The organism is Fertoeibacter niger (assembly GCF_009380135.2).
Taxonomy (GTDB): Bacteria; Pseudomonadota; Alphaproteobacteria; order Rhodobacterales; family Rhodobacteraceae; genus Fertoeibacter; species Fertoeibacter niger.
This window is the reverse complement of the sequence record NZ_WHUT02000014.1, coordinates 67,926-86,223: the sequence shown is the minus strand read 5'-3', so window position 1 is coordinate 86,223 and position 18,298 is coordinate 67,926. Positions and strand designations below refer to the sequence as shown.

17 protein-coding genes are annotated in these 18,298 nt (G+C 65.6%); 7 read left to right on the top strand and 10 right to left on the bottom strand.

Features of this window, described 5'->3' with window-relative positions; translation table 11 throughout:
- Window positions 1-27: 27 nt before the first annotated feature.
- Window positions 28-684 carry a redoxin domain-containing protein gene (locus GEU84_RS18615; protein ID WP_152825295.1) on the bottom strand — a complete coding sequence of 219 codons (657 nt, stop codon included), beginning with the start codon at window positions 682-684 and terminating at the stop codon, window positions 28-30.
- 251 nt (window positions 685-935) lie between these two features.
- Between GEU84_RS18615 and GEU84_RS18610 the strand changes: the two genes are divergently transcribed.
- From GEU84_RS18610 to GEU84_RS18600, 3 genes are all read left to right on the top strand, one after another.
- The gene (locus tag GEU84_RS18610) at window positions 936-1,841 is read left to right on the top strand and encodes a glycosyltransferase (RefSeq protein WP_174539991.1); all 906 of its coding nucleotides are present in this window, start codon (window positions 936-938) and stop codon (window positions 1,839-1,841) included.
- Between the two features lie 3 nt (window positions 1,842-1,844).
- Complete coding sequence (locus GEU84_RS18605) at window positions 1,845-2,624, top strand: sulfotransferase family 2 domain-containing protein (protein WP_152825293.1); 780 nt, start codon at window positions 1,845-1,847, stop codon at window positions 2,622-2,624.
- An 84-nt stretch (window positions 2,625-2,708) separates the two neighbouring features.
- Window positions 2,709-4,163: an aldehyde dehydrogenase family protein gene (locus tag GEU84_RS18600; protein ID WP_152825292.1), complete on the top strand. Its 1,455-nt coding sequence runs from the start codon at window positions 2,709-2,711 to the stop codon at window positions 4,161-4,163.
- Between the two features lie 289 nt (window positions 4,164-4,452).
- Here the strand turns inward: GEU84_RS18600 and GEU84_RS18595 are convergent, their stop codons facing one another.
- The 4 genes from GEU84_RS18595 to GEU84_RS18580 are packed head-to-tail and all read right to left on the bottom strand — an operon-like array spanning window position 4,453 to window position 7,248.
- Window positions 4,453-5,112 carry a pseudouridine synthase gene (locus GEU84_RS18595; protein ID WP_152825291.1) on the bottom strand — a complete coding sequence of 220 codons (660 nt, stop codon included), beginning with the start codon at window positions 5,110-5,112 and terminating at the stop codon, window positions 4,453-4,455.
- Window positions 5,105-5,998 (bottom strand): homocysteine S-methyltransferase family protein, encoded by an 894-nt coding sequence (locus tag GEU84_RS18590; protein WP_152825289.1) that lies wholly within the window; start codon window positions 5,996-5,998, stop codon window positions 5,105-5,107. The genes GEU84_RS18595 and GEU84_RS18590 overlap by 8 nt, the downstream gene beginning before the upstream one ends.
- Before the next feature lie 30 nt (window positions 5,999-6,028).
- Entirely contained in the window at window positions 6,029-6,796 is a 768-nt protein-coding gene (locus GEU84_RS21500) for a GFA family protein (RefSeq protein WP_174539990.1), read from the bottom strand.
- A complete protein-coding gene (locus GEU84_RS18580) occupies window positions 6,796-7,248 on the bottom strand; it encodes a GAF domain-containing protein (protein WP_152825287.1) in 453 nt (150 codons plus the stop codon). The genes GEU84_RS21500 and GEU84_RS18580 overlap by 1 nt, the downstream gene beginning before the upstream one ends.
- 225 nt (window positions 7,249-7,473) lie before the next feature.
- Between GEU84_RS18580 and GEU84_RS18575 the strand changes: the two genes are divergently transcribed.
- From GEU84_RS18575 to GEU84_RS18565, 3 genes are all read left to right on the top strand, one after another.
- The gene (locus tag GEU84_RS18575; protein ID WP_152825791.1) at window positions 7,474-7,809 is read left to right on the top strand and encodes an STAS domain-containing protein; all 336 of its coding nucleotides are present in this window, start codon (window positions 7,474-7,476) and stop codon (window positions 7,807-7,809) included.
- Window positions 7,799-8,236 carry an ATP-binding protein gene (locus GEU84_RS18570; RefSeq protein ID WP_152825285.1) on the top strand — a complete coding sequence of 146 codons (438 nt, stop codon included), beginning with the start codon at window positions 7,799-7,801 and terminating at the stop codon, window positions 8,234-8,236. Before GEU84_RS18575 ends, GEU84_RS18570 begins: the two co-directional genes overlap by 11 nt.
- 217 nt (window positions 8,237-8,453) lie before the next feature.
- Entirely contained in the window at window positions 8,454-10,031 is a 1,578-nt protein-coding gene (locus tag GEU84_RS18565; RefSeq protein ID WP_152825789.1) for a gamma-glutamyltransferase family protein, read from the top strand.
- A 164-nt stretch (window positions 10,032-10,195) separates the two neighbouring features.
- Here the strand turns inward: GEU84_RS18565 and hspQ are convergent, their stop codons facing one another.
- Window positions 10,196-10,522 (bottom strand): heat shock protein HspQ, encoded by a 327-nt coding sequence (gene hspQ, locus GEU84_RS18560; RefSeq protein ID WP_152825787.1) that lies wholly within the window; start codon window positions 10,520-10,522, stop codon window positions 10,196-10,198.
- A gap of 228 nt (window positions 10,523-10,750) precedes the next feature.
- Here hspQ and GEU84_RS18555 point away from each other — a divergent pair, with 228 nt between their 5' ends.
- Window positions 10,751-11,332, top strand: a complete 582-nt coding sequence (locus GEU84_RS18555) for a transglycosylase SLT domain-containing protein (protein WP_152825283.1) — start codon at window positions 10,751-10,753, stop codon at window positions 11,330-11,332.
- Window positions 11,333-11,365: 33 nt separating this feature from the next.
- Here GEU84_RS18555 and GEU84_RS18550 read toward each other — a convergent pair whose 3' ends face one another.
- From GEU84_RS18550 to GEU84_RS18535, 4 genes are all read right to left on the bottom strand, one after another.
- Window positions 11,366-11,968, bottom strand: coding sequence for a LolA family protein (locus GEU84_RS18550; protein ID WP_420899293.1), 603 nt, complete (start codon window positions 11,966-11,968; stop codon window positions 11,366-11,368).
- 350 nt (window positions 11,969-12,318) lie between these two features.
- Entirely contained in the window at window positions 12,319-15,585 is a 3,267-nt protein-coding gene (locus GEU84_RS18545) for a DNA translocase FtsK (protein ID WP_152825281.1), read from the bottom strand.
- A 12-nt stretch (window positions 15,586-15,597) separates the two neighbouring features.
- Window positions 15,598-16,776 carry an aminotransferase class I/II-fold pyridoxal phosphate-dependent enzyme gene (locus GEU84_RS18540; RefSeq protein ID WP_152825783.1) on the bottom strand — a complete coding sequence of 393 codons (1,179 nt, stop codon included), beginning with the start codon at window positions 16,774-16,776 and terminating at the stop codon, window positions 15,598-15,600.
- 136 nt (window positions 16,777-16,912) lie between these two features.
- Entirely contained in the window at window positions 16,913-18,241 is a 1,329-nt protein-coding gene (locus tag GEU84_RS18535; RefSeq protein WP_152825279.1) for an amidase, read from the bottom strand.
- Window positions 18,242-18,298 lie beyond the last annotated feature (57 nt).

Genomic DNA, 18,298 nt, shown 5'->3' with positions numbered 1-18,298 from the left:
CGTTCCTGCCGTTTCACAAACCGTCGTTCAGACCGGTGCCTTGGCAAACCGCAGATAGGGCAGCTTGATGTCCAGCGGGCCGAACTTGGCCTCGGCCTGTTCGTTGTTCAGGCTCAGCGCCACGATAACATCCTGCCCGGGCACCCAGTTGGCGGGTGTGGCGATCGGAACGCCATCGGTGGCCTGCACCGCATCCAGCGCCCGCAGGATCTCGGCAAAGTTGCGGCCCACCGACATGGGATAGGCCATCGTCAGCCTCACCTTCTTGTCCGGCCCCACGATGAACACCGTCCGAACCGAGGCGGTATGCGCGGGCGCGCGCCCTTCGGTCGGCAGGTAATATTCTGCGGGCAGCATGTCATAGGCCTTGGCCACTGTCAGCGAAGTGTCGTCGATGATCGGGAAATCGGCATCGGCCCCGGCAAAGGCCGCAATGTCGCGCTGCCATTTCAGATGCTCATCCACCTTGTCCACCGACACGCCGATCACCTTGGTCTTGCGCTTGGCGAATTCCGGCACCAATTGGGCCACCGCACCGAATTCGGTGGTGCAGACCGGGGTGAAATCCTTGGGGTGCGAAAAGATGATGGCATAACCGTCACCCACCCAATCGTGGAAATGTATGGTTCCGGCGGTGGATTCGGCGGTGAAATCCGGCGCGACATCATTGATGCGAACAGACATGGGATCCTCCTGTCATGGCTCTTGCACCCCAGATAAGCCAGACGGAACGAAATTGCATCCCTTCGCCCGCGTTGTGCGGCAAATTGGAAAGCCGTTGTCGCGCAGGCACGTGGGGCAGAACGCCTTCCCGCAACAGCAGCCATCGCGGCAATACCGGCCCACGCCCGGCAGCCCCGCAAAACGCCTGTTCCCCTCTGGTTGAGAGGGCACGGCATTCACGCTACAGTCGCCCGGCAACCCCGGAGGCCTATGTGACCGTGCAGACAGACGTGACCTATGTGCTGGACCGGGGCTTTGTGCAGCCCACGGTCATTTCCGCGTTTTCTCTGCTCACGCATCGCCCCGCCAACATCACCCTGCGCTTTCTGCTGACCGAAGACGCCCCGGCCCTTGCCGCAGCCACCACCCGGTTGCAGCACCTCTTTCCCGGGGCCAGTATCGAGTGCCGCGTCGAACCCGCGCTTGACCACGGCATGACGACGCGCGGCCATGTGTCTGCCGCCACGCTGGCGCGCCTGATGTTGCCAAGGCTGGTCGAACAGCCCACGCTCTATCTTGATGGCGATACGCTGGTCTGCCGCGACATTGCCGCCGCTTTCGCCACCCCATTGCTCGGCCTGCCCATCGCCGCTTGCCGCGACCCCGGCATCCAGAAGGCCCTGCACCACCGCGATCATGGCGGATTTGCCTCGCGCAAGTCGCAGCAACACCTGCGTGACATGGGCAAGATCGGCCATCTGGTCGATGTGCCGAATTATTTCAACGCCGGCGTCATCCTGTTCGACCTGCCCCGCATCCGGGCCGAGGGGTTTGACAGCCAGATGCAGGATATTGCCGCTGCCGTTGCCCTGCGCGAAACCTACAAGCTGCGTTTCAATGACCAGAACTGGCTGAACCATGTTTTCAAGGGCCGTGTGGCCCCGATGGACCCCGCATGGAACGCCTTCTGGGGCAACCGCATGACCAACCGCGCCCCGTTCCCGCCCGATGCGCGTGCCGCCTACGCCCCGTCGCGTGCGGATCCTGGCCTTGTCCACTTCACCGGGCGCACAAAGCCCTGGCTGGTGCGTCACCCCTGGGCCTACCCGAAACGCTGGCCCTGGATCTTCCGCTACAAGGCTGTGCAGCGCGCCTGCGAAGCCGCGATGGCGGGCTGACCGATGTTGATCCCCAACCGTCATTTCAGCCCGTTCAAACTTTTCCTCGACAAGCCCACGCGCACGGCGGTGATGCTGAACCCCAAGGTTCTGACCACCTTCACCCGGCATTTCCTGACCGACGGCTTCGCGCAGCACCACGGCCGCACCGACCCGTCCGAAGGCCGCTACCGCCTGCTATCGGTGCCGCGCCGCTTTCCGGTCGCGCCGCTGACCCATTTCGCGGGCTTCATCGCGGATCCCGGCCGGTATGCGCTTTATGCCCTGGTGCGCAATCCCTATGGCCGTCTGCTGTCGGCCTGGCGTAACAAGTTTCTTGACGGCCATTCACGCAGCCCCGACCACAGCGATGCCGCCTATTCGCGCGGCATCCGCCGGAACGAACTCCAACCCCTGCGCCGCTATGCCGCGACACATGGCCTGCCCGGGGGCGCGCCCGCCACGCTGATCCCGTTCTCCACCTTCCTTGCCTATGTCGCCAGCCATCCGCCCGGCCAACGCGACCATCACTGGGATGCACAGACCCGCGTGCTGATGACCGACCGGCTGCGCTACACCCGCATCTGGCGCATCGAGGATGAACTGCCCGAGGGTTTCCTGACCCTTGGCCAGCGCCTGAGCTTTCCCGAAACCTGGATCCGCCACCGCCTTGAAACCCCGGTGAACCCAAGCAAGGGCCGCGCCAGCAGCTATACGCCCGAACTCGCCACCCTCGCACAGCGGATCATCGCCGAAGACCTGGCGCATTTCGGCTATTCCGCCGACAGCTGGCAAGATTACTGATGCCTTTTGCGACATGCTCTGTCGCCCCCGCCCTTGCCATGCCATGCCTGCAATGCCACCTTCCTTCCTAACCCGGAGGTTCCCATGATCGAGAAACGCGACTTCTACATCAACGGCCAATGGGTCGCCCCCGCCGCCCCGCGCGACTGCCTGGTGATCGACCCCTCGACCGAAGATCCCTGCGCGGTGATCAGCCTTGGCGATCAGCCCGATACCGACGCAGCCGTCGCCGCCGCCAAGGCCGCCTTTGCCACCTGGTCCGTCACCCCACCCGCCGAACGCGCCGCAGTCGTGCGCCGCATCCTCGACCAATACGAGGCGCGGGTCGAGGATATGGCCGCCGCCATCAGCCTCGAAATGGGCGCGCCCATCGACTTTTCCCGCGATCAGCAGGCCCCCTGCCTGCCCTGGCACCTGCAAAACCTCCTGACCGCGTTCGAACATTTCGAATGGGTCCGCCCGCTGCGCGCCGACACGCCCAATGACCGCATCGCGCTGGAACCCATCGGCGTCGTGGGCCTGATCACGCCCTGGAACTGGCCGATGAATCAGGTCACGCTCAAGGTGATCCCCGCGCTGCTGGCCGGCTGCACCTGCGTCTTGAAACCCTCCGAGGAATCGCCGCTGTCCTCGCTCCTCTTCGCCGAATTCTGCCATGATGCCGGCGTGCCCCCCGGGGTGTTCAATCTGGTGAACGGCGACGGCATGGGCGTTGGCGCGCAGCTTTCCACCCACCCGGATGTCGAGATGATCTCCTTCACCGGCTCCACCCGCGCGGGCAAGGCCATCTCCAAGGCCGCCGCCGAAAGCCTGAAACGCGTCACGCTGGAACTGGGCGGCAAGGGCGCCAACCTGATTTTCGCCGATGCCGATGACCGCGCCGTCGAACGCGGCGTGCGCCACATGATGAACAACTCCGGCCAGTCCTGCAACGCGCCCTCGCGCATGTTGGTCGAACGCCCCGCCTATGACCGCGCGGTTGAAATCGCCGCCACCGTGGCGAATTCCATCAAGGTGGGCTCCGCCCACGAGCCCGGCAAACACATCGGCCCCGTGGTCAACAAACGCCAGTGGGACCAGATCCAGGGCTACATCCAGAAAGGCATCGACGAGGGCGCGCGCCTTGTCGCCGGTGGCCCCGGCCTGCCCGAGGGCTTCAACCGCGGCTTCTACGTCAAGCCCACCGTCTTTGCCGACGTGACCCCCGGCATGACGATCGAGGCCGAGGAAATCTTCGGCCCGGTCCTGTCGATCATCCCCTTCGACTCTGAGGCCGAAGCGGTGGCCATCGCCAACAACACCCCGTACGGCCTGACCAACTATGTGCAATCGCAGGACGGCCCCCGCCGCAACCGCCTCGCCCGCCAGCTCCGCTCCGGCATGGTGGAAATGAACGGCAAAAGCCGCGCCGCAGGCTCCCCCTTCGGCGGGGTGAAATCCTCGGGCCGCGCCCGTGAAGGCGGCCATTGGGGCATCGAGGAATTTCTCGAGGTGAAGGCGATTTCGGGCTGGGATGACGCAGACATCGCGGCCGAGTAACAAGACGCAAGCCACGCAGGCGGTCCGGTTCTCTGCCGGATCTTCTCTGCCGCGATGCGCGCAGCAAAGACCGCTGCAACGCCTCTGATCTTGCCAGACACAAATATCCTCCGGGGGTCCGGGGGTGGAAAACCCCCGGCGGTTGCCGACCTTCGCATCGGCAACCCGCAGGCGCACCACACCCACCCACCAAACCGACACGGCCAGACCGCAAGCACCCGCTTCTCCGGCCTGCATGCGCACGCGCATGCCCTGTGCATCGCCCGTGCATCAGAATCACACCCGCTTTTCAGAACGGGCAGACCGCCCGCCATGTCTCGCTTTTCCCCGAATCCGGGTGGCGGAAGCGCAACGATTCCGCATGCAGCATCAGCCGCGGATGCGCCCGTGCCGCGCCCTCCGCATACAAAGGGTCGCCCAGTATAGGATGCCCCAGCGCCGCCATATGCACCCGCAACTGGTGGCTGCGCCCGGTCAGGGGTTGCAGCCGCATGCGGGTTTCGCCCGGCCCATGTTTCACCACTGCCCATTCCGTCTGCGCCGGGCGGCCGTTTTCATGGTCCACATGCTGCCGGGGCCGGTTCGGCCAATCGACGCACAAGGGCAAATCCACCAGCCCCGCCTTCGGCTCCACTAGCCCGGCAACCCTTGCAATATATATCTTTTTCGTCTGACGCTTTTCGAACTGCTGCCCCAGCGCGCCCTGCGCCGCCTTTGTCAGCGCGAACACCATCACCCCCGACGTGTCCAGATCAAGCCTATGCACCAGCAAAATCTCGGGGAACACGCCGCGCAGCCGGGCGATCAGGCAATCGGCGCGGTCCTCGCCCTTGCCCGGCACGGAGAGCAGGCCCGCAGGCTTGTTCACAACAACCACCTGCGCATCATGGTGGATCAGCGTCAGCGGCACATCCGGCGGCGCGTAAACGAAGTCTGAAACCTCAGACAATCTGATGCCCCGCCGCCCGCAACACCCCCGCCAGATGGGCGATATGGGCCGGCCCCACCTCGCAGCACCCCCCCACGATCGTGGCACCTTGCGCGATCCAACCCATTGCGAAATCTGCGTATTTCTGGGGCGTCAGGTCATGGCGGTGGTGCAGAACATCCACCTTGGGCGCATCCGCCTTGAACGCATCCGAGATATGGGTGAACCCGTTGGCATAGGCGCCAAAGGGCAGGCCGAACCGGGCCACCTCGGCCAGCGCCGCCGCCATCGCCTCGGGCACCGAACAGTTGACCAGCAGCGCCTCGGGCCGCAATTCGGCCAGCAGCGGGGCCAGATCGGCCCAGGGCTCGCCTGACCGCAGGCGCGACCCGTCGGCATCATCCACTGTCATCGACAGCCAGACCGGCCGCCCCGCCGCCTGCGCCCCGCGCAATGCCCCCTCGGCTTGCAAGACAGAAGCCATTGTTTCCAGCAGGATAAGGTCCACCTCCGGCCCCAGCAGCCGGGCAATCTCGGAATATTTCGGCTGGGCTTGGGCCACCGGCAGAGCCACATCGGTGCGGTAGCTGGCCACCAGCGGCCCCATCGACCCCGCGATGCGCCCCGACCCGTGCGCCACCCGCGCCTCATTGGCCTGTGCCAGCGCCTTGCGGTGCAACGGCTCAAAAAGGTGATCCAGATCAAAGCGTTCCAGCCGGTCATGGTGGATCGCATAGGTGTTGGTCGTGGCAATCGTGGCCCCGGCGGCAAAGTAATCGGCGTGGATCGCGCGCACCACATCGGGATGGTCAAGCATCACCTGCGTGGCCCAAAGCGGCGTGGGCGCATCGCCGGTGCGGGCCAGCAACTCTTGCCCCATGCCGCCGTCAAGAAGCGTGATCTGCATGCTTTTTCCTTTCAATGTCAGGGCCATGCCCTACCAGCGGTCTGCCTGCGGCAGGCCATCGGCAAGGACATAGTAATCGCCCTTGTCGGCCACAAAGATATGTTCCGCAAGCCGTCCGCCGCCGGGGCCATCCACCACCCCCGCCTCGACGGAAAAGGCCCCGTCCTGCGCGCGAAACCACAGATTTGACCCACAGGTGCTGCAAAACCCGCGCCGCCCGCCACCCGGGGTTTCAAATTCTGCCAGCGTGGCGCTTGCGCTGTAAACCACCCCCGCCTCATCGGCATCGAACGACGCCGAATAATGCCCCGACAGTTTGCGGCATTGCGTGCAATGGCAGGCGTGAACCTCACCCGCCGGGCCGGGCAGCGCAAAAGCCACGCCACCGCAAAGGCAAGAGACGGAAAGCTGTTTTGGTTCAGTGCCTTGCGCTGATGGTGGTGGCCCGTCGGGGCTGTAATAATCCCCGGCATGTTCTGTCAGGATGTGTTCCGCCACATGCAGACCCGTTTCCCCGTCCAGCGCGCCCGCGGCAAAGCTGATGCGGTCTTCGCCCTGGGGCTGCCAGAACAGGCTGGCCCCGCAGCCGAAGCAGAACCCGCGCGTGGCACGGTCGGATGACCGGAACCACCGCAGGCCATCTTCATGGATCAGGCGAAACCGCGCCAGCGGCACAGAGGACGCCGCCCAGAAATGCCCCGACACCTTGCGGCATTGCGTGCAATGGCAGGCGATCACGTCGCGCAGCGGCTCGTCCACCACGAAAAGCACCTGGCCGCACAGGCATGACCCCTGCATCACCGGGCATCCCTGAATGTCGCGGCCAGAATCTCCGCCAGCCGCGTGGCGTCTTCTTCGGTAAAGGCCGCCTCGGTGTTGCTGTCCAGGTCCAGCACCCCCAGCAAGGTGCCCGCACCGTTCCACACCGGCAGCACCAGTTCCGACCGTGTGGAGGAGGAACAGGCGATATGCCCCGGAAAAGCCTCCACATCCGGCACGATCAGGGCGGTTTCGGTGCGCGCCACGGCCCCGCAGACCCCACGCGAAAACGGGATGACAAGGCAGCCATGCCCACCCTGATAGGGCCCGATCTTCAGCAACTCCGGGGCGACCACCCGATAGAACCCGGTCCAGTCCGACAGCGGATGTGCGGCGTGCAACTCGCAGGCAAAGGTGGCCATCAGGGAAACCGTATCAGTCTCGCCGTGGCACAGGGCGTCAATCTGGGCGGCGAGGTGGTCATAATCCATCGGCAATCCTCCATGGCAGGCTTTTGCCCCCTCTGCGCCCTCGGCGCAGTCCCTGCAAAGGTTATTTGGGCCAGCACGAAAGGAAAAGGGTGCACAGCCGCTGATCGCAATCACAGTGCCAATACCCTCCAGAACAACATCTGCATCGCGGGCTTTGCGCCAGTTACCGGATGCTAACCAATCGCCACTAGGGTGCAGACACCGATGGCAGAATGGGGCGGGCATATGAACCTTGTGGCGGAACCGCGCGGCGAACTGTTGATTGTGCGCGCGCTGGAAGATCGGATAGATGCGGCAGGCGCCATCCAGTTCAAGGACCGGATGCGTCTGCTGGTGCAGCACCCGGCGCAGCGGGTGTTGCTGGATCTGTCGCGCGTGCGCTTTCTGGACAGTTCGGGTCTGGGTGCGGTTGTCGCGGTGATGAAACTGATGGGCCCTGACCGGCGGCTGGAACTGGCGGGGTTGACCCCGGCGGTGGACAAGGTGTTTCGCCTGACGCGGATGGATTCGGTCTTTACCATCCACGCATCGCTGCCCGACGGCCTCCGCGATGCGGGCTGAGGGCACGGCCCGCATCACCCTGCCCGGCGACCCGCTGGCGGTGCGCGACGGGCTGCGCCAACTGTTCACTATGCGCGCCCTGCGCCATCTGACCGAAGATGAGCGCGGCACCGCCGAACTGGTGCTGGCCGAGGCGCTGAACAACATCGTCGAACATGCCTATGCCCGCGCCCCGGGCGAGATTGACCTGTGGCTGCACCTGACGGGCACCGGCATGCTGTGCCGGATCACCGACCGCGGGGCTCCGATGCCCGCGGGCACCTTGCCCCCCGGCCTGCCGCCCTGCATCGGCAAGGGTGCCGATCTGCCCGAAGGGGGCTTTGGCTGGTATCTGATTCGCACCTTGGCGCGCGATCTTGACTATCGCCGGATCGCCGATCGCAACGAACTCAGCTTTCGGCTGGATGTGCAACAATCGGCACCTTGAGGGGTTATTGTTTCTTCTGCGGCAGAACTGACGCAACTCCGCCAGAATTTCCCCCTGAATGCGCCCCAAGGCTCTGCGATAGGTCGGGCGTAGCTGCATAAAGCTTCCCTCGGCGCTGCGATCGAAAGCCCCCACCCAGTTCGTGGCGCCGAGGTTCTCTTTCCCTTGGAAATCCGCCCCTGCCGCCCTAGGCTTTGTGCCAACAGGGGAGAAGATGATGCGCGATTTCCAGATGCCGGGCCGTTCGGCGGTTTTTGCCACCAACGGGATGTGCGCGACATCGCATCCGCTGGCCGCCGCCGCCGCCATCGACATTCTCAAATCGGGCGGCAATGCGGTGGATGCCGCCATTGCCGGGGCCGTGCTGCTGGGCATCTGCGAGCCGCAGATGACCGGCCTTGGTGGTGATTGTTTCGTGCTGCTGAAGCCCGCGGGCGAAGAGCGGGTGGTTGCGCTGAACGGCTCGGGCCGCGCGCCTGCGGGCCTTTCGGCGGCAGCATTGCGCGAACGGGGCCTCGCCGCGGTGCCGCTGCACGGGGTCGAGGCTGTGACCCTGCCGGGTGCCGTCGATGCGTTTTGCCGCCTGTCTGCCGACTGGGGCAGACTGGGGCTGGCCGAAACCCTGGCCCCCGCGATCCGCTATGCCGAAGAAGGCGTGCCGGTCGCGCCCCGCACCGCCTTTGACTGGGCGGCGGCGGCGGATGACCTGCAAGGGGCAGCACGCGAGTTCTATCTGCTGAACGGTCAGGCCCCGCGCCCCGGCCAGATCTTCCGCGCCCCGGGCCAGGCCGAGGTGCTGCGCCGCATCGCGCACGAGGGCCGCGCCGGATTTTATGAGGGTGAAGTGGCCGAAGACATGGCAGCCTCGTTGCAAGCCCTTGGCGGCACGCACACTCTGGCGGATTTTGCGGCAACCGCCTGCGATTACACCACGCCGGTCAGCGGCACCTACAACGGCATCGAACTGCTGGAACACCCGCCGAACGGGCAGGGTGCGACCGCCATTTTGCTGCTGAACATCCTGAAACATTTCGACATTGCGGCGATGGACCCGTTCGGTGCCCCCCGCGCGCATGTCGAGGCCGAGGCGGCAAAGCTGGCCTATGACGCGCGCAACCGTTTTCTGGCCGATCCCGCGCATACCACGCGGCTCGATCACATGCTGTCAGCCGATACAGCCGCCGCCCTTGCCGCACTGATCGACCCCGCGCGCGCCATGGCATCCCCCGCCGCCCTGTCCGAGGCGGTGCACCGCGACACGATCTACATCACCGTGGTGGACCGCGACCGGATGGCGGTTTCGCTGATCTATTCGGTGTTCTGGTCCTTTGGCGCGGGGCTGGCCTCCGGCCGGTTCGGCATCGGGTTCCAGAACCGGGGCGCGGGCTTTACCCTGACGGCAGGCCACCCGAACGAGGCCATGGGCGGCAAGCGCCCGATGCACACCATCATCCCCGGCATGATCCGGCAGAACGGCCGCGTCACCATGCCCTTTGGCGTGATGGGCGGGGCCTATCAGCCCAACGGCCACGCCCGTTTCGTCAGCAACATGGTGGATTTCGGGCTTGACCCGCAGGCAGCCATCGACGCGCCGCGCAGCTTTTCCGGGGCCGAGGGCATGCAGGTTGAACGCGGCTATTCCGATGCGATCCGCGCCGAACTGGCCGCCATGGGCCACAGTGTCAGCATTCCCGACACGCCGATCGGCGGCGCGCAGGCGATCCTCATCGGCGCGGATGGCGTTCTGCAAGGCGGATCAGACCCGCGCAAGGATGGCTGCGCGCTGGGGTATTGACGGTGGCCCGCGACAATACGCCAAGGCGTTGCACCACACAGCCTGTCATCTCCCGGCGCAATATGCCGAAACGCCGCTTCGCCCGCCGACCGGTTGCAGGCTCTTTCCAGACGCAAATATCCCACGGGGGTCCGGGGGTGTGAAACCCCCGGCGCTGGCCAGCCTCAGTTCATCTGGAATTGCAGCGGATAGCGCCCGTCCTCGAAATCACCGAAAAGGTCGGGCAGGTCGGGGTGATCCACCGGCTCGCCAGTCTCATCCGGCACCAGGTTCTGTTCCGACACATAGGCGACGTAATAACTTTGGTCGTTTTCGGCCAACAGGTGATAGAACGGCTGATCGCGCGAAGGGCGGCTGTCTTCGGGGATCGCCTCATACCAGTCTTCGGTATTGGAAAACATTGCGTCCACGTCGAACACCACGCCACGGAACGGGTGCTTGCGATGGCGCAGCACCTGTCCGATATGGTATTTGGCTTCGGTTTTCAGCATCATGTCGCGGCCCTCATGCCGGTAAATAATCGCTCGCGCGGGGGCTGTCCATCAGACAGGTTGCGAATCAGGGAAACAGTCTGTGGACCCGCGCCCCACAGTGATGCAAGCGCCGGATGCCCAAGTTCCGCCTGCTCGCGCATTTCTGATGCGAATTGGTGCCCGTGCCCATTTCCCCGCCCCCGTTTTTGCCCTATTGTTGAAAAAAAACAAACGTGCGAGGGGCAGATGAGCAGACTTCTCCGTGCGTCGATCCTGTTGATGTTTCTGGCCTCGTGTGGCGGCGGCAACTTTTCCGCGCCACGTGATCTGGAGAATGCGTGCAGCATCGTCGCCGAACGACCGCAGTATTTCCGCGCCATGAAGGCGACCGAACGCAAATGGGGCGTGCCGGTGCATGTGCAGATGGCGACGATCCACCAGGAATCGAAATTCATCGGCAACGCCCGCACGCCGCACCAGTTCGTGCTGGGCATCATTCCGGTGGGCCGCCAAAGCTCGGCCTATGGCTACAGCCAGGCGCTTGACGGCACATGGGAAGAATATCAGCAGGAAGAGGGCGGTCGCCGCGCACGGCGTGACGACATTGGCGATGCCACCGATTTCATGGGCTGGTATATGGATCAGACCGAACGGGGCCTGGGCATCTCCAAGACCGACGCCCGCAATCAGTATCTGGCCTATCACGAGGGCCGCACAGGCTTTGCCCGCCGCAGCTATGAAAGCAAGCCCTGGCTGGTCGAGGTGGCGTCGCGGGTTGGCGGGCGGGCCGAACGTTACCGGGTGCAACTGGCGTCTTGCGGGCGCTGAATTTGCCCGCGTTCGGCTAAACTTTGCTGCGCGTCAGTTCTGCCGCTTGCTGGTCTCGTTGGCGATGCTGAACAGCGAGGGCGCCAGGTTGCCGCCCTTGCGCAATTCACCCAGGATCACCGTGGTCTGGCCACCCACATCATCGGTGATCACCCATTGCCGCAGTTCCACCGGGTTGGCGGTGAACACCATTTCGATGCTGCCATATTCCGGGTTTTCCGGGTCTTGCGCCACGACGCGGGTGGAATTGCCATCCTCGACATGGCCCACCACCATCCGGGCGCGGCCCAGATCGACATTCTCGGCCAGGATCAGGCTCAGCGGTGTGCGGCTGAGCGGGTATTGCTCGGGCGGCTGGTTGGATTTCGCGTCGAAAATCGCCACCTGCCCGCCCCCGGCCATCACCAGACTGTCATCCGGCGCGGCATATTCAAAACGCACCCGGCCCGGGCGGCGGATGAAAATCTTGCCGGTGGAGATCGAGCCATCGGCATTCACCTGCGTGAAATCCGATTCGGCGGTGGTCAACCCGTTCAGATAGGCCGACAGTTGCGACAGCGGAATTTTCTCAGCCATCGCCGGAAGGGCGAGGGCGACAAGGGCGAGCGGGGCCAGCAGGGCGGTCATGCGGTTCATTTGCCCAATATAGGCGAGTGGAGGGCCACGCGCATCCCCCCCGCTTTCACTTCGGGGAGAGGCGCATTTCAGGCGCGGCGGCGAAGTGGGCAGCAGAAAATCTGAATTGCACCAACGGATTGGATGGCATCATGCCAAGACATCCACCCCGGAACCCCGGCGGAATGCCGCCACAGGGCGGGGCCTGACATGATGCGTGATCGGCACACCTGCTGGCCGTTGATCGAAGCCGGACCCGCGCGGCTGTCGCTGTTTCGGCAAGGCGCGCTCGGCGGCTGCGCTTTGCGGCACGGATGCGCCATCATGGTTTACGAAAGCGCATTGGCGAACCCGCGCCGGATCGCCCAGCCTCACTGCTCCGGCAGCAAAATCTCGCGTTTGCCCACGTGGTTCGCCGTAGTGACCACATGGTTTTCCTCCATCTGCTCCACCAGGCGCGCGGCCTTGTTGTAACCGATGCCCAGTTTGCGCTGGATGTAGGAGGTGGAGCATTTGCGGTCTTTCGCCACCACCGCCACCGCCTGATCATACAGCGCATCATCGCCGCCGTCGCCGCCGCCAAGGCCCAGCACGGCGTCAATGTCATCGGCCTTGTCATCCTCCGGCCCTTCGACCACGCCCGACATATAGGTGGGCGGGCCAAAGGATTTCAGGTGGTTGACGATTTCCTCAACCTCTTCATCCGAAACAAACGGCCCGTGGATGCGGGTGATCTTGGCCCCGCCCGCCATATACAGCATGTCACCCATGCCCAGCAGTTGTTCCGCCCCCTGTTCGCCCAGGATAGTGCGCGAGTCGATCTTTGACGTGACCTGAAACGAGATCCGCGTGGGGAAGTTGGCCTTGATCGTGCCGGTGATCACATCCACCGAAGGCCGCTGCGTGGCCATGATCAGATGGATTCCGCTGGCCCGCGCCATCTGCGCAAGCCGCTGGATACAGGCTTCGATCTCTTTCCCGGCCACCATCATCAGGTCGGCCATCTCGTCCACCACCACCACGATATAGGGGATGGTGACGGGCTGGTATTCATCGGTCTCGAACACTGGCTCGCCGGTATCCTCGTCAAAGCCGGTCTGGATGGTGCGCTTGAACATCTCGCCTTTTTCAAGGGCTTCGCGGACGCGGCCATTGTAGCCCTCGATGTTGCGCACGCCGAGTTTCGACATCTTGCGATAGCGTTCCTCCATCTCGCCCACGACCCATTTCAAGGCGACGACCGCCTTTTTCGGGTCGGTCACGACGGGCGACAGCAGGTGCGGGATGCCGTCATAAACGGAAAGTTCCAGCATCTTGGGGTCGATCATGATCAGGCGGCATTCCTCGGGCGTCAGCTTGTAAAGCAGGCTGAGGATCATGGTGTTGATCGCCACCGATTTGCCCGAACCCGTGGTCCCGGCAATCAAGAGGTGGGGCATCTTGGCCAGGTTGGCGATGATCGGCTCACCACCAATGTCCTTGCCCAGGGCCAGCGGCAGACGCATGGCAGAATCGCCAAAGTCGCGGGCCGAGAGAATCTCGCGCAGCACCACCTTTTCGCGGGTGGCGTTGGGCAGTTCGATGCCAATGACAGTGCGGCCCGGCACGGTGGACACGCGGGCGGAAAGCGCCGACATCGACCGCGCGATGTCATCGGCCAGACCGATCACGCGGCTGGCCTTCAGCCCCGGCGCGGGCTCCAGCTCATACATGGTCACGACAGGGCCGGGGCGGACCGACACGATCTCGCCCTTCACGCCGTAGTCATCCAGCACCGATTCCAGCATCCGCGCGTTTTCTTCCAGTGATTCCACGGATTGCGGGTTGCGGATGATGTTCGCAGGGTTCGACAGCAGGCCCAGCGGCGGCAGTTCATAGGCCGGGGCGGCATCCTCGAACCGCAGGCGCGGGTTCGCCTCGGCTACCGCCTGACGCGAGGGCGCTGCGGGCTTCTTGGCCACTTGCTGCACCACACTGCGCGGTTCGGGGCTGCGGAGTTCCGGGGCCGCGCGAACAGCGGCGGGGGCGGGCTGAAAGCTGGGCTCGGGCTGCCACACAGGCTCTTCCTGCCATTCCGCCTCTTCCGCCTCATAGCGTTCATAGGCCGCCACGTCCTCCCATTCCGGTTCTTCCCAGACCGGGGCGGCTTGCAGGGCCGACACGCCCAGCGGTGCAACCGGGGCGGCCGCGGCGCGGCTTGCGGTCAGCCCGGCCCAGGCCGGTTTGGGTTTCGGCGGCGGGGCCACCACGGGGGGCTCGGGCGGCAGTTGCATCGGCATGCCGCGTCTTGTGTCGGCGATCAGTGGCAAGGGGCCACCACGGCGCTTGGCGACAGGCGGCTCACGCCGGGCAATGGCGGCGGCGATCGGATTGGCGGGCGGATTCGAATGATGCGCCCGCGACCGGATCACATCATTTATGCGCGCCTTTATGCGGTCCTCGGATGGCAGATCGGCATGGGCGGCACCCCAAGCCAAGGCAGGCTCCACCAGTTCCGGTTCCGGGTCCATCGCGCGGCGCATGATCTGCGGCACGCGGGCCAGCAGGCCGACACGCTCTTTCGGAGGGGCGGCAAGCGGCGGGGCTTTCAGCGCAGCGGGGCGGGGCATGGCCCGGGGGGCGGCCTGCGGTTGGGCCTCTGGCTCGGCAAGGCGGGGCGTGGCGCGCAAGGTGGCGGGGCGGCCATAGGCCGGGGCATCCGCGCGCAAGGGTGCGGGGGCACCGGCACGCAAAGGCGCCGGTTCGTCGGGCTCGGCAGCGGCAGGGGCGGCCACCAGACGGCTGAGAAAGCCGCGCGCCGCATTTTTCAGCGCGGGGCCGGCCACAGCAACCATCGACGCCGCAGCAGCAGCCTGCGGGCGCACCACCACGGGGCGCTTTTCCACCACGGGGGCGTTTTCGGCGGCCCAGGCGGCGGCCTCGGCCTTTGCCGCGCGGCGTTCGCGCAGATGCGCTTGCGTGGCCTGCGCCAGTTGCGCCGAACCTGCCGCGCCGCGCCCCAGCAGGGTCACAAGCCCGGTATAGGTCACGATCATGCCCACCAGCAGAAACTGCACGATGGCCCGGATCTCGCGCAGGTCAAACCCGGTGACGAAGAAACCCATGGCCAGCAGCGCACATCCCGCCAGCAGCGACATGATTTTCAGCCCGAACCCCGCGTCGATGGGCGACACGCCCAGCATCGCGCCCAGCACGGTATCGCCGAACAGCCCGCCCAGACCAAAGGCATGCGGCCAATCGGCCCCCGGCACATGGGTGGCGGCAAAGACCGACCCCAGCGCAATCGCGATGACAGCGAACACCACGCGGCCCAGCGCGCGTTCCTCGCCCCGGTGCAGCACGAAGCGCACACCCCAGGCCAGAAACACCACCGGCAGGCCCCAGGTGCCCCAGCCGCCGATGATCATCAGCGTTGATGCCACAGCCGCGCCAAAACGGCCCAGCGCGTTCTGCGCAGGCTCATCCGTCGCCACCATCCAGCCCGGATCCTCGGGCGAATAGCTGCCCAGCATCATGGCGAAAGCCAGCGCAAGGCCGATCAGCGCCAGGCCCAGCAATTCGCGCCCGCGCCGTTCCAGCATCGCCTGCATGTTCTGATCCAGAAGCGGATCACGCTGCCTGACGTGATAGGATGCCATCTTGCCCTGTCCTCACCCGTATAGGCAGTCGCGCAGCTGTATCAGCCCGCGCTGCATTTCTTCTTTTGGGGCCACAAGCGCGACCCTTATGTAACCATGGCCGGGATTCTGCCCGGCCGCATCGCGGCTCAGATAGGCGCCGGGCAGAACCCGCACGCCCGTTTCGCGCCAAAGTCTCAGCGCCGCCGCCTCGCCATCATCAACCGGCAGCCACAGGAAAAAACCGCCCTCGGGGCTGGCATAGCCCTGCATGCCTGCAAAGATCTGATCCGCCGCCGCGAATTTTTCCTGATACAGCGCGCGGCTGGCCTCCACATGCGCCTCGTCCTGCCAGCAGCGTTCCGACACGCGCTGAATGGGCAGCGGCAAGGGTGCCCCGGCAAACGACCGCAGCTTGCGGATACGGGCGATGCCCTCGGGGCCACCCGCCACAAACCCCGACCTGAGGCCGGGCAGGTTTGACCGTTTCGACAGCGAGTGGAACACGAACACCCGTTCGGGGTCGGTGCCGGTATCCTGCGCCACGGTCAGCGCACCCACCGGGGGGGAGGTGCGCCAAATCTCGGAATAGCATTCATCGGCGAAAATGCGGAAATCGTGCTTTTCCGCCAGCGCCATCAGCGTGGCCCAGTAGGCACGGTCTGCCACCGCGCCCTGCGGATTGGCGGGCGAGCACAGATAGGCGATCGCCACCCGGTCCAGCACATCGGCGGGCAGGCCCGCGTAATCGGGCAAATGGCCGGTCGCGGCGGTGGCGGGCACATAGACAGGTTCCGCCCCCATCGCCAAGGCCGCCACGGCATAGACCTGATAGAACGGGTTCGGCATCAGCACCACGGGGCGCTGGCCGTTCTTGACCTCGGGGCACAGGGCCACGGCGGCGTTGAACAGCCCCTCGCGCGTGCCGTTCAGCGCCATGATCTGCGCTTCCGGCATCGCAACGCCATAGCGCCGCCCGATCCATCCCGAAATCGCGGCCAGCAGTTCGGGCGAGCCGTCATTGGGCGGATAGACGCCAAACCCCGCCAGCGATTCGGCCAGCACAGGCCCCACGAAAGCGGGCATGGCATGGCGCGGCTCGCCGATGGTCATGGCAATGGGCTCGCCCCCGGGGGCGTGCGCGTCGAGCAATTTCCGCAGGCGCGGAAATGCGTAATCTGGCAGGTTCGAAAACCGCTCGGGAAACGCCATTGCTGCCTCATGCATCGGGGTCGTATCGCCCCGTTTTCACCACGATAGCCAGCATTTCGGGCGCGGTCCAGAAAAACGCTGCAATGCCTGCGGCTTGTAAGCCGACATTGTGGCGTTTTTGCCCGAATTTCCCAGCCTAGCCCAGTGCCCGTTCGGCGGCATGGGCCAGACGCAGCAGCCGTTCCTCGGCCCTCGGCCCGCCCATAAGGCTGATCCCGCACGAGGGCTGGCCGGTGGGCAGCGTCACGGCACAAAGGCCAAACAGGTTGCCGATGCGGGTGTTGCGCAGCGCCAGCAGGTTTTCGGTGACATAATAGGTGTCGTCGGTCATCAGCCGGGCCGCATCGGGTGGCAAGATCGGCGCGGTGGGCAGGATCACGGCATCATAGCCCGCCGTCGCCTCGGCCCAGACCGCGCGCAATTCGCGCAGCCTGCGCCAGCCCGCGATGTAATCGGCAGCGGTGGCCGTGGCCCCTGACCGGAAGCGTTCCAGAATGCGGGGGAACATCAGGCCGGGGTTGGCCTCGATCACCTCGCGCCATGTGCCATAGGCTTCGGTGCTGAACAGCAGCGCGGCCATCGCCATCGCCTCGGACACCGCCGGAATGCGACCGTGTTCAATCACCGCGCCAGCGGCGACAAACCGCGCCACGGCGCCCTCGAAACCCTTGGCGGGCGCGTCGCGCAGCCCGTCCATCGCCACGGTATCCAGCACCAGCAGCCGCGCGCCGCTGAGGCTGGCCCCGCGCAGATCGGCGGGCGTGCCCCCCTCCAGCGCGGCCAGCAGCAGCGCGCAATCCTCGGTGCTGCGGGCCAGCGGGCCGATGGTGTCAAACGCCTCGCACAGCGGCACCGTGCCCGCCACGGACAGCCGCCCTGCCGTGGTCTTCAGCCCCACCAGATCGTTCCAGGCCGCCGGTATCCGCACCGACCCCCCGGTATCCGACCCGATGGCCGCCGCCGCCAGCCCGAAAGCGACCGAGGCCGCCGCCCCGGAAGATGACCCCCCCGGCACCGCCGCCGGATCATTCACGCAAGGCGGCGTCGCCGTGACCGGGTTCAGCCCCAGCCCCGAAAATGCCAGCTCCGACATGTGGGTCTTGCCCAGACACACCAGCCCCTGCCCCGTGGCATTGGTCAGCACCCCGGCATCGCGCAGCGGAACCCGGCCTTTCAGCAGCGCCGAACCGGCCTCGGTCGCCGCATCCGCCGTGTCGAACAGGTCTTTCCACGACACCGGCACACCATCCAGCACGCCCCGCCGCCGCCCGTCCTTGGCGCGCGCCGCCGCCGCCATCGCCTCGGCCCGCGCACGGCCTTCGGTCAGCCGGGCATATATGCGCCCGCCATCGGGATGGGCCGCTGCCGCATCCAGAAACGCCTCGGTCAGTTCCACCGGGTGAATCCGCCCGGCCCCGATGTCACGCCCCAGATCGCCCGCCGTCCGGTAAAGCCAGTTCGTCATGCCCCATCCCCCCGTTTTGCCTGACGCTAGCGGCACTCCGGCGCATGGACAATCCCG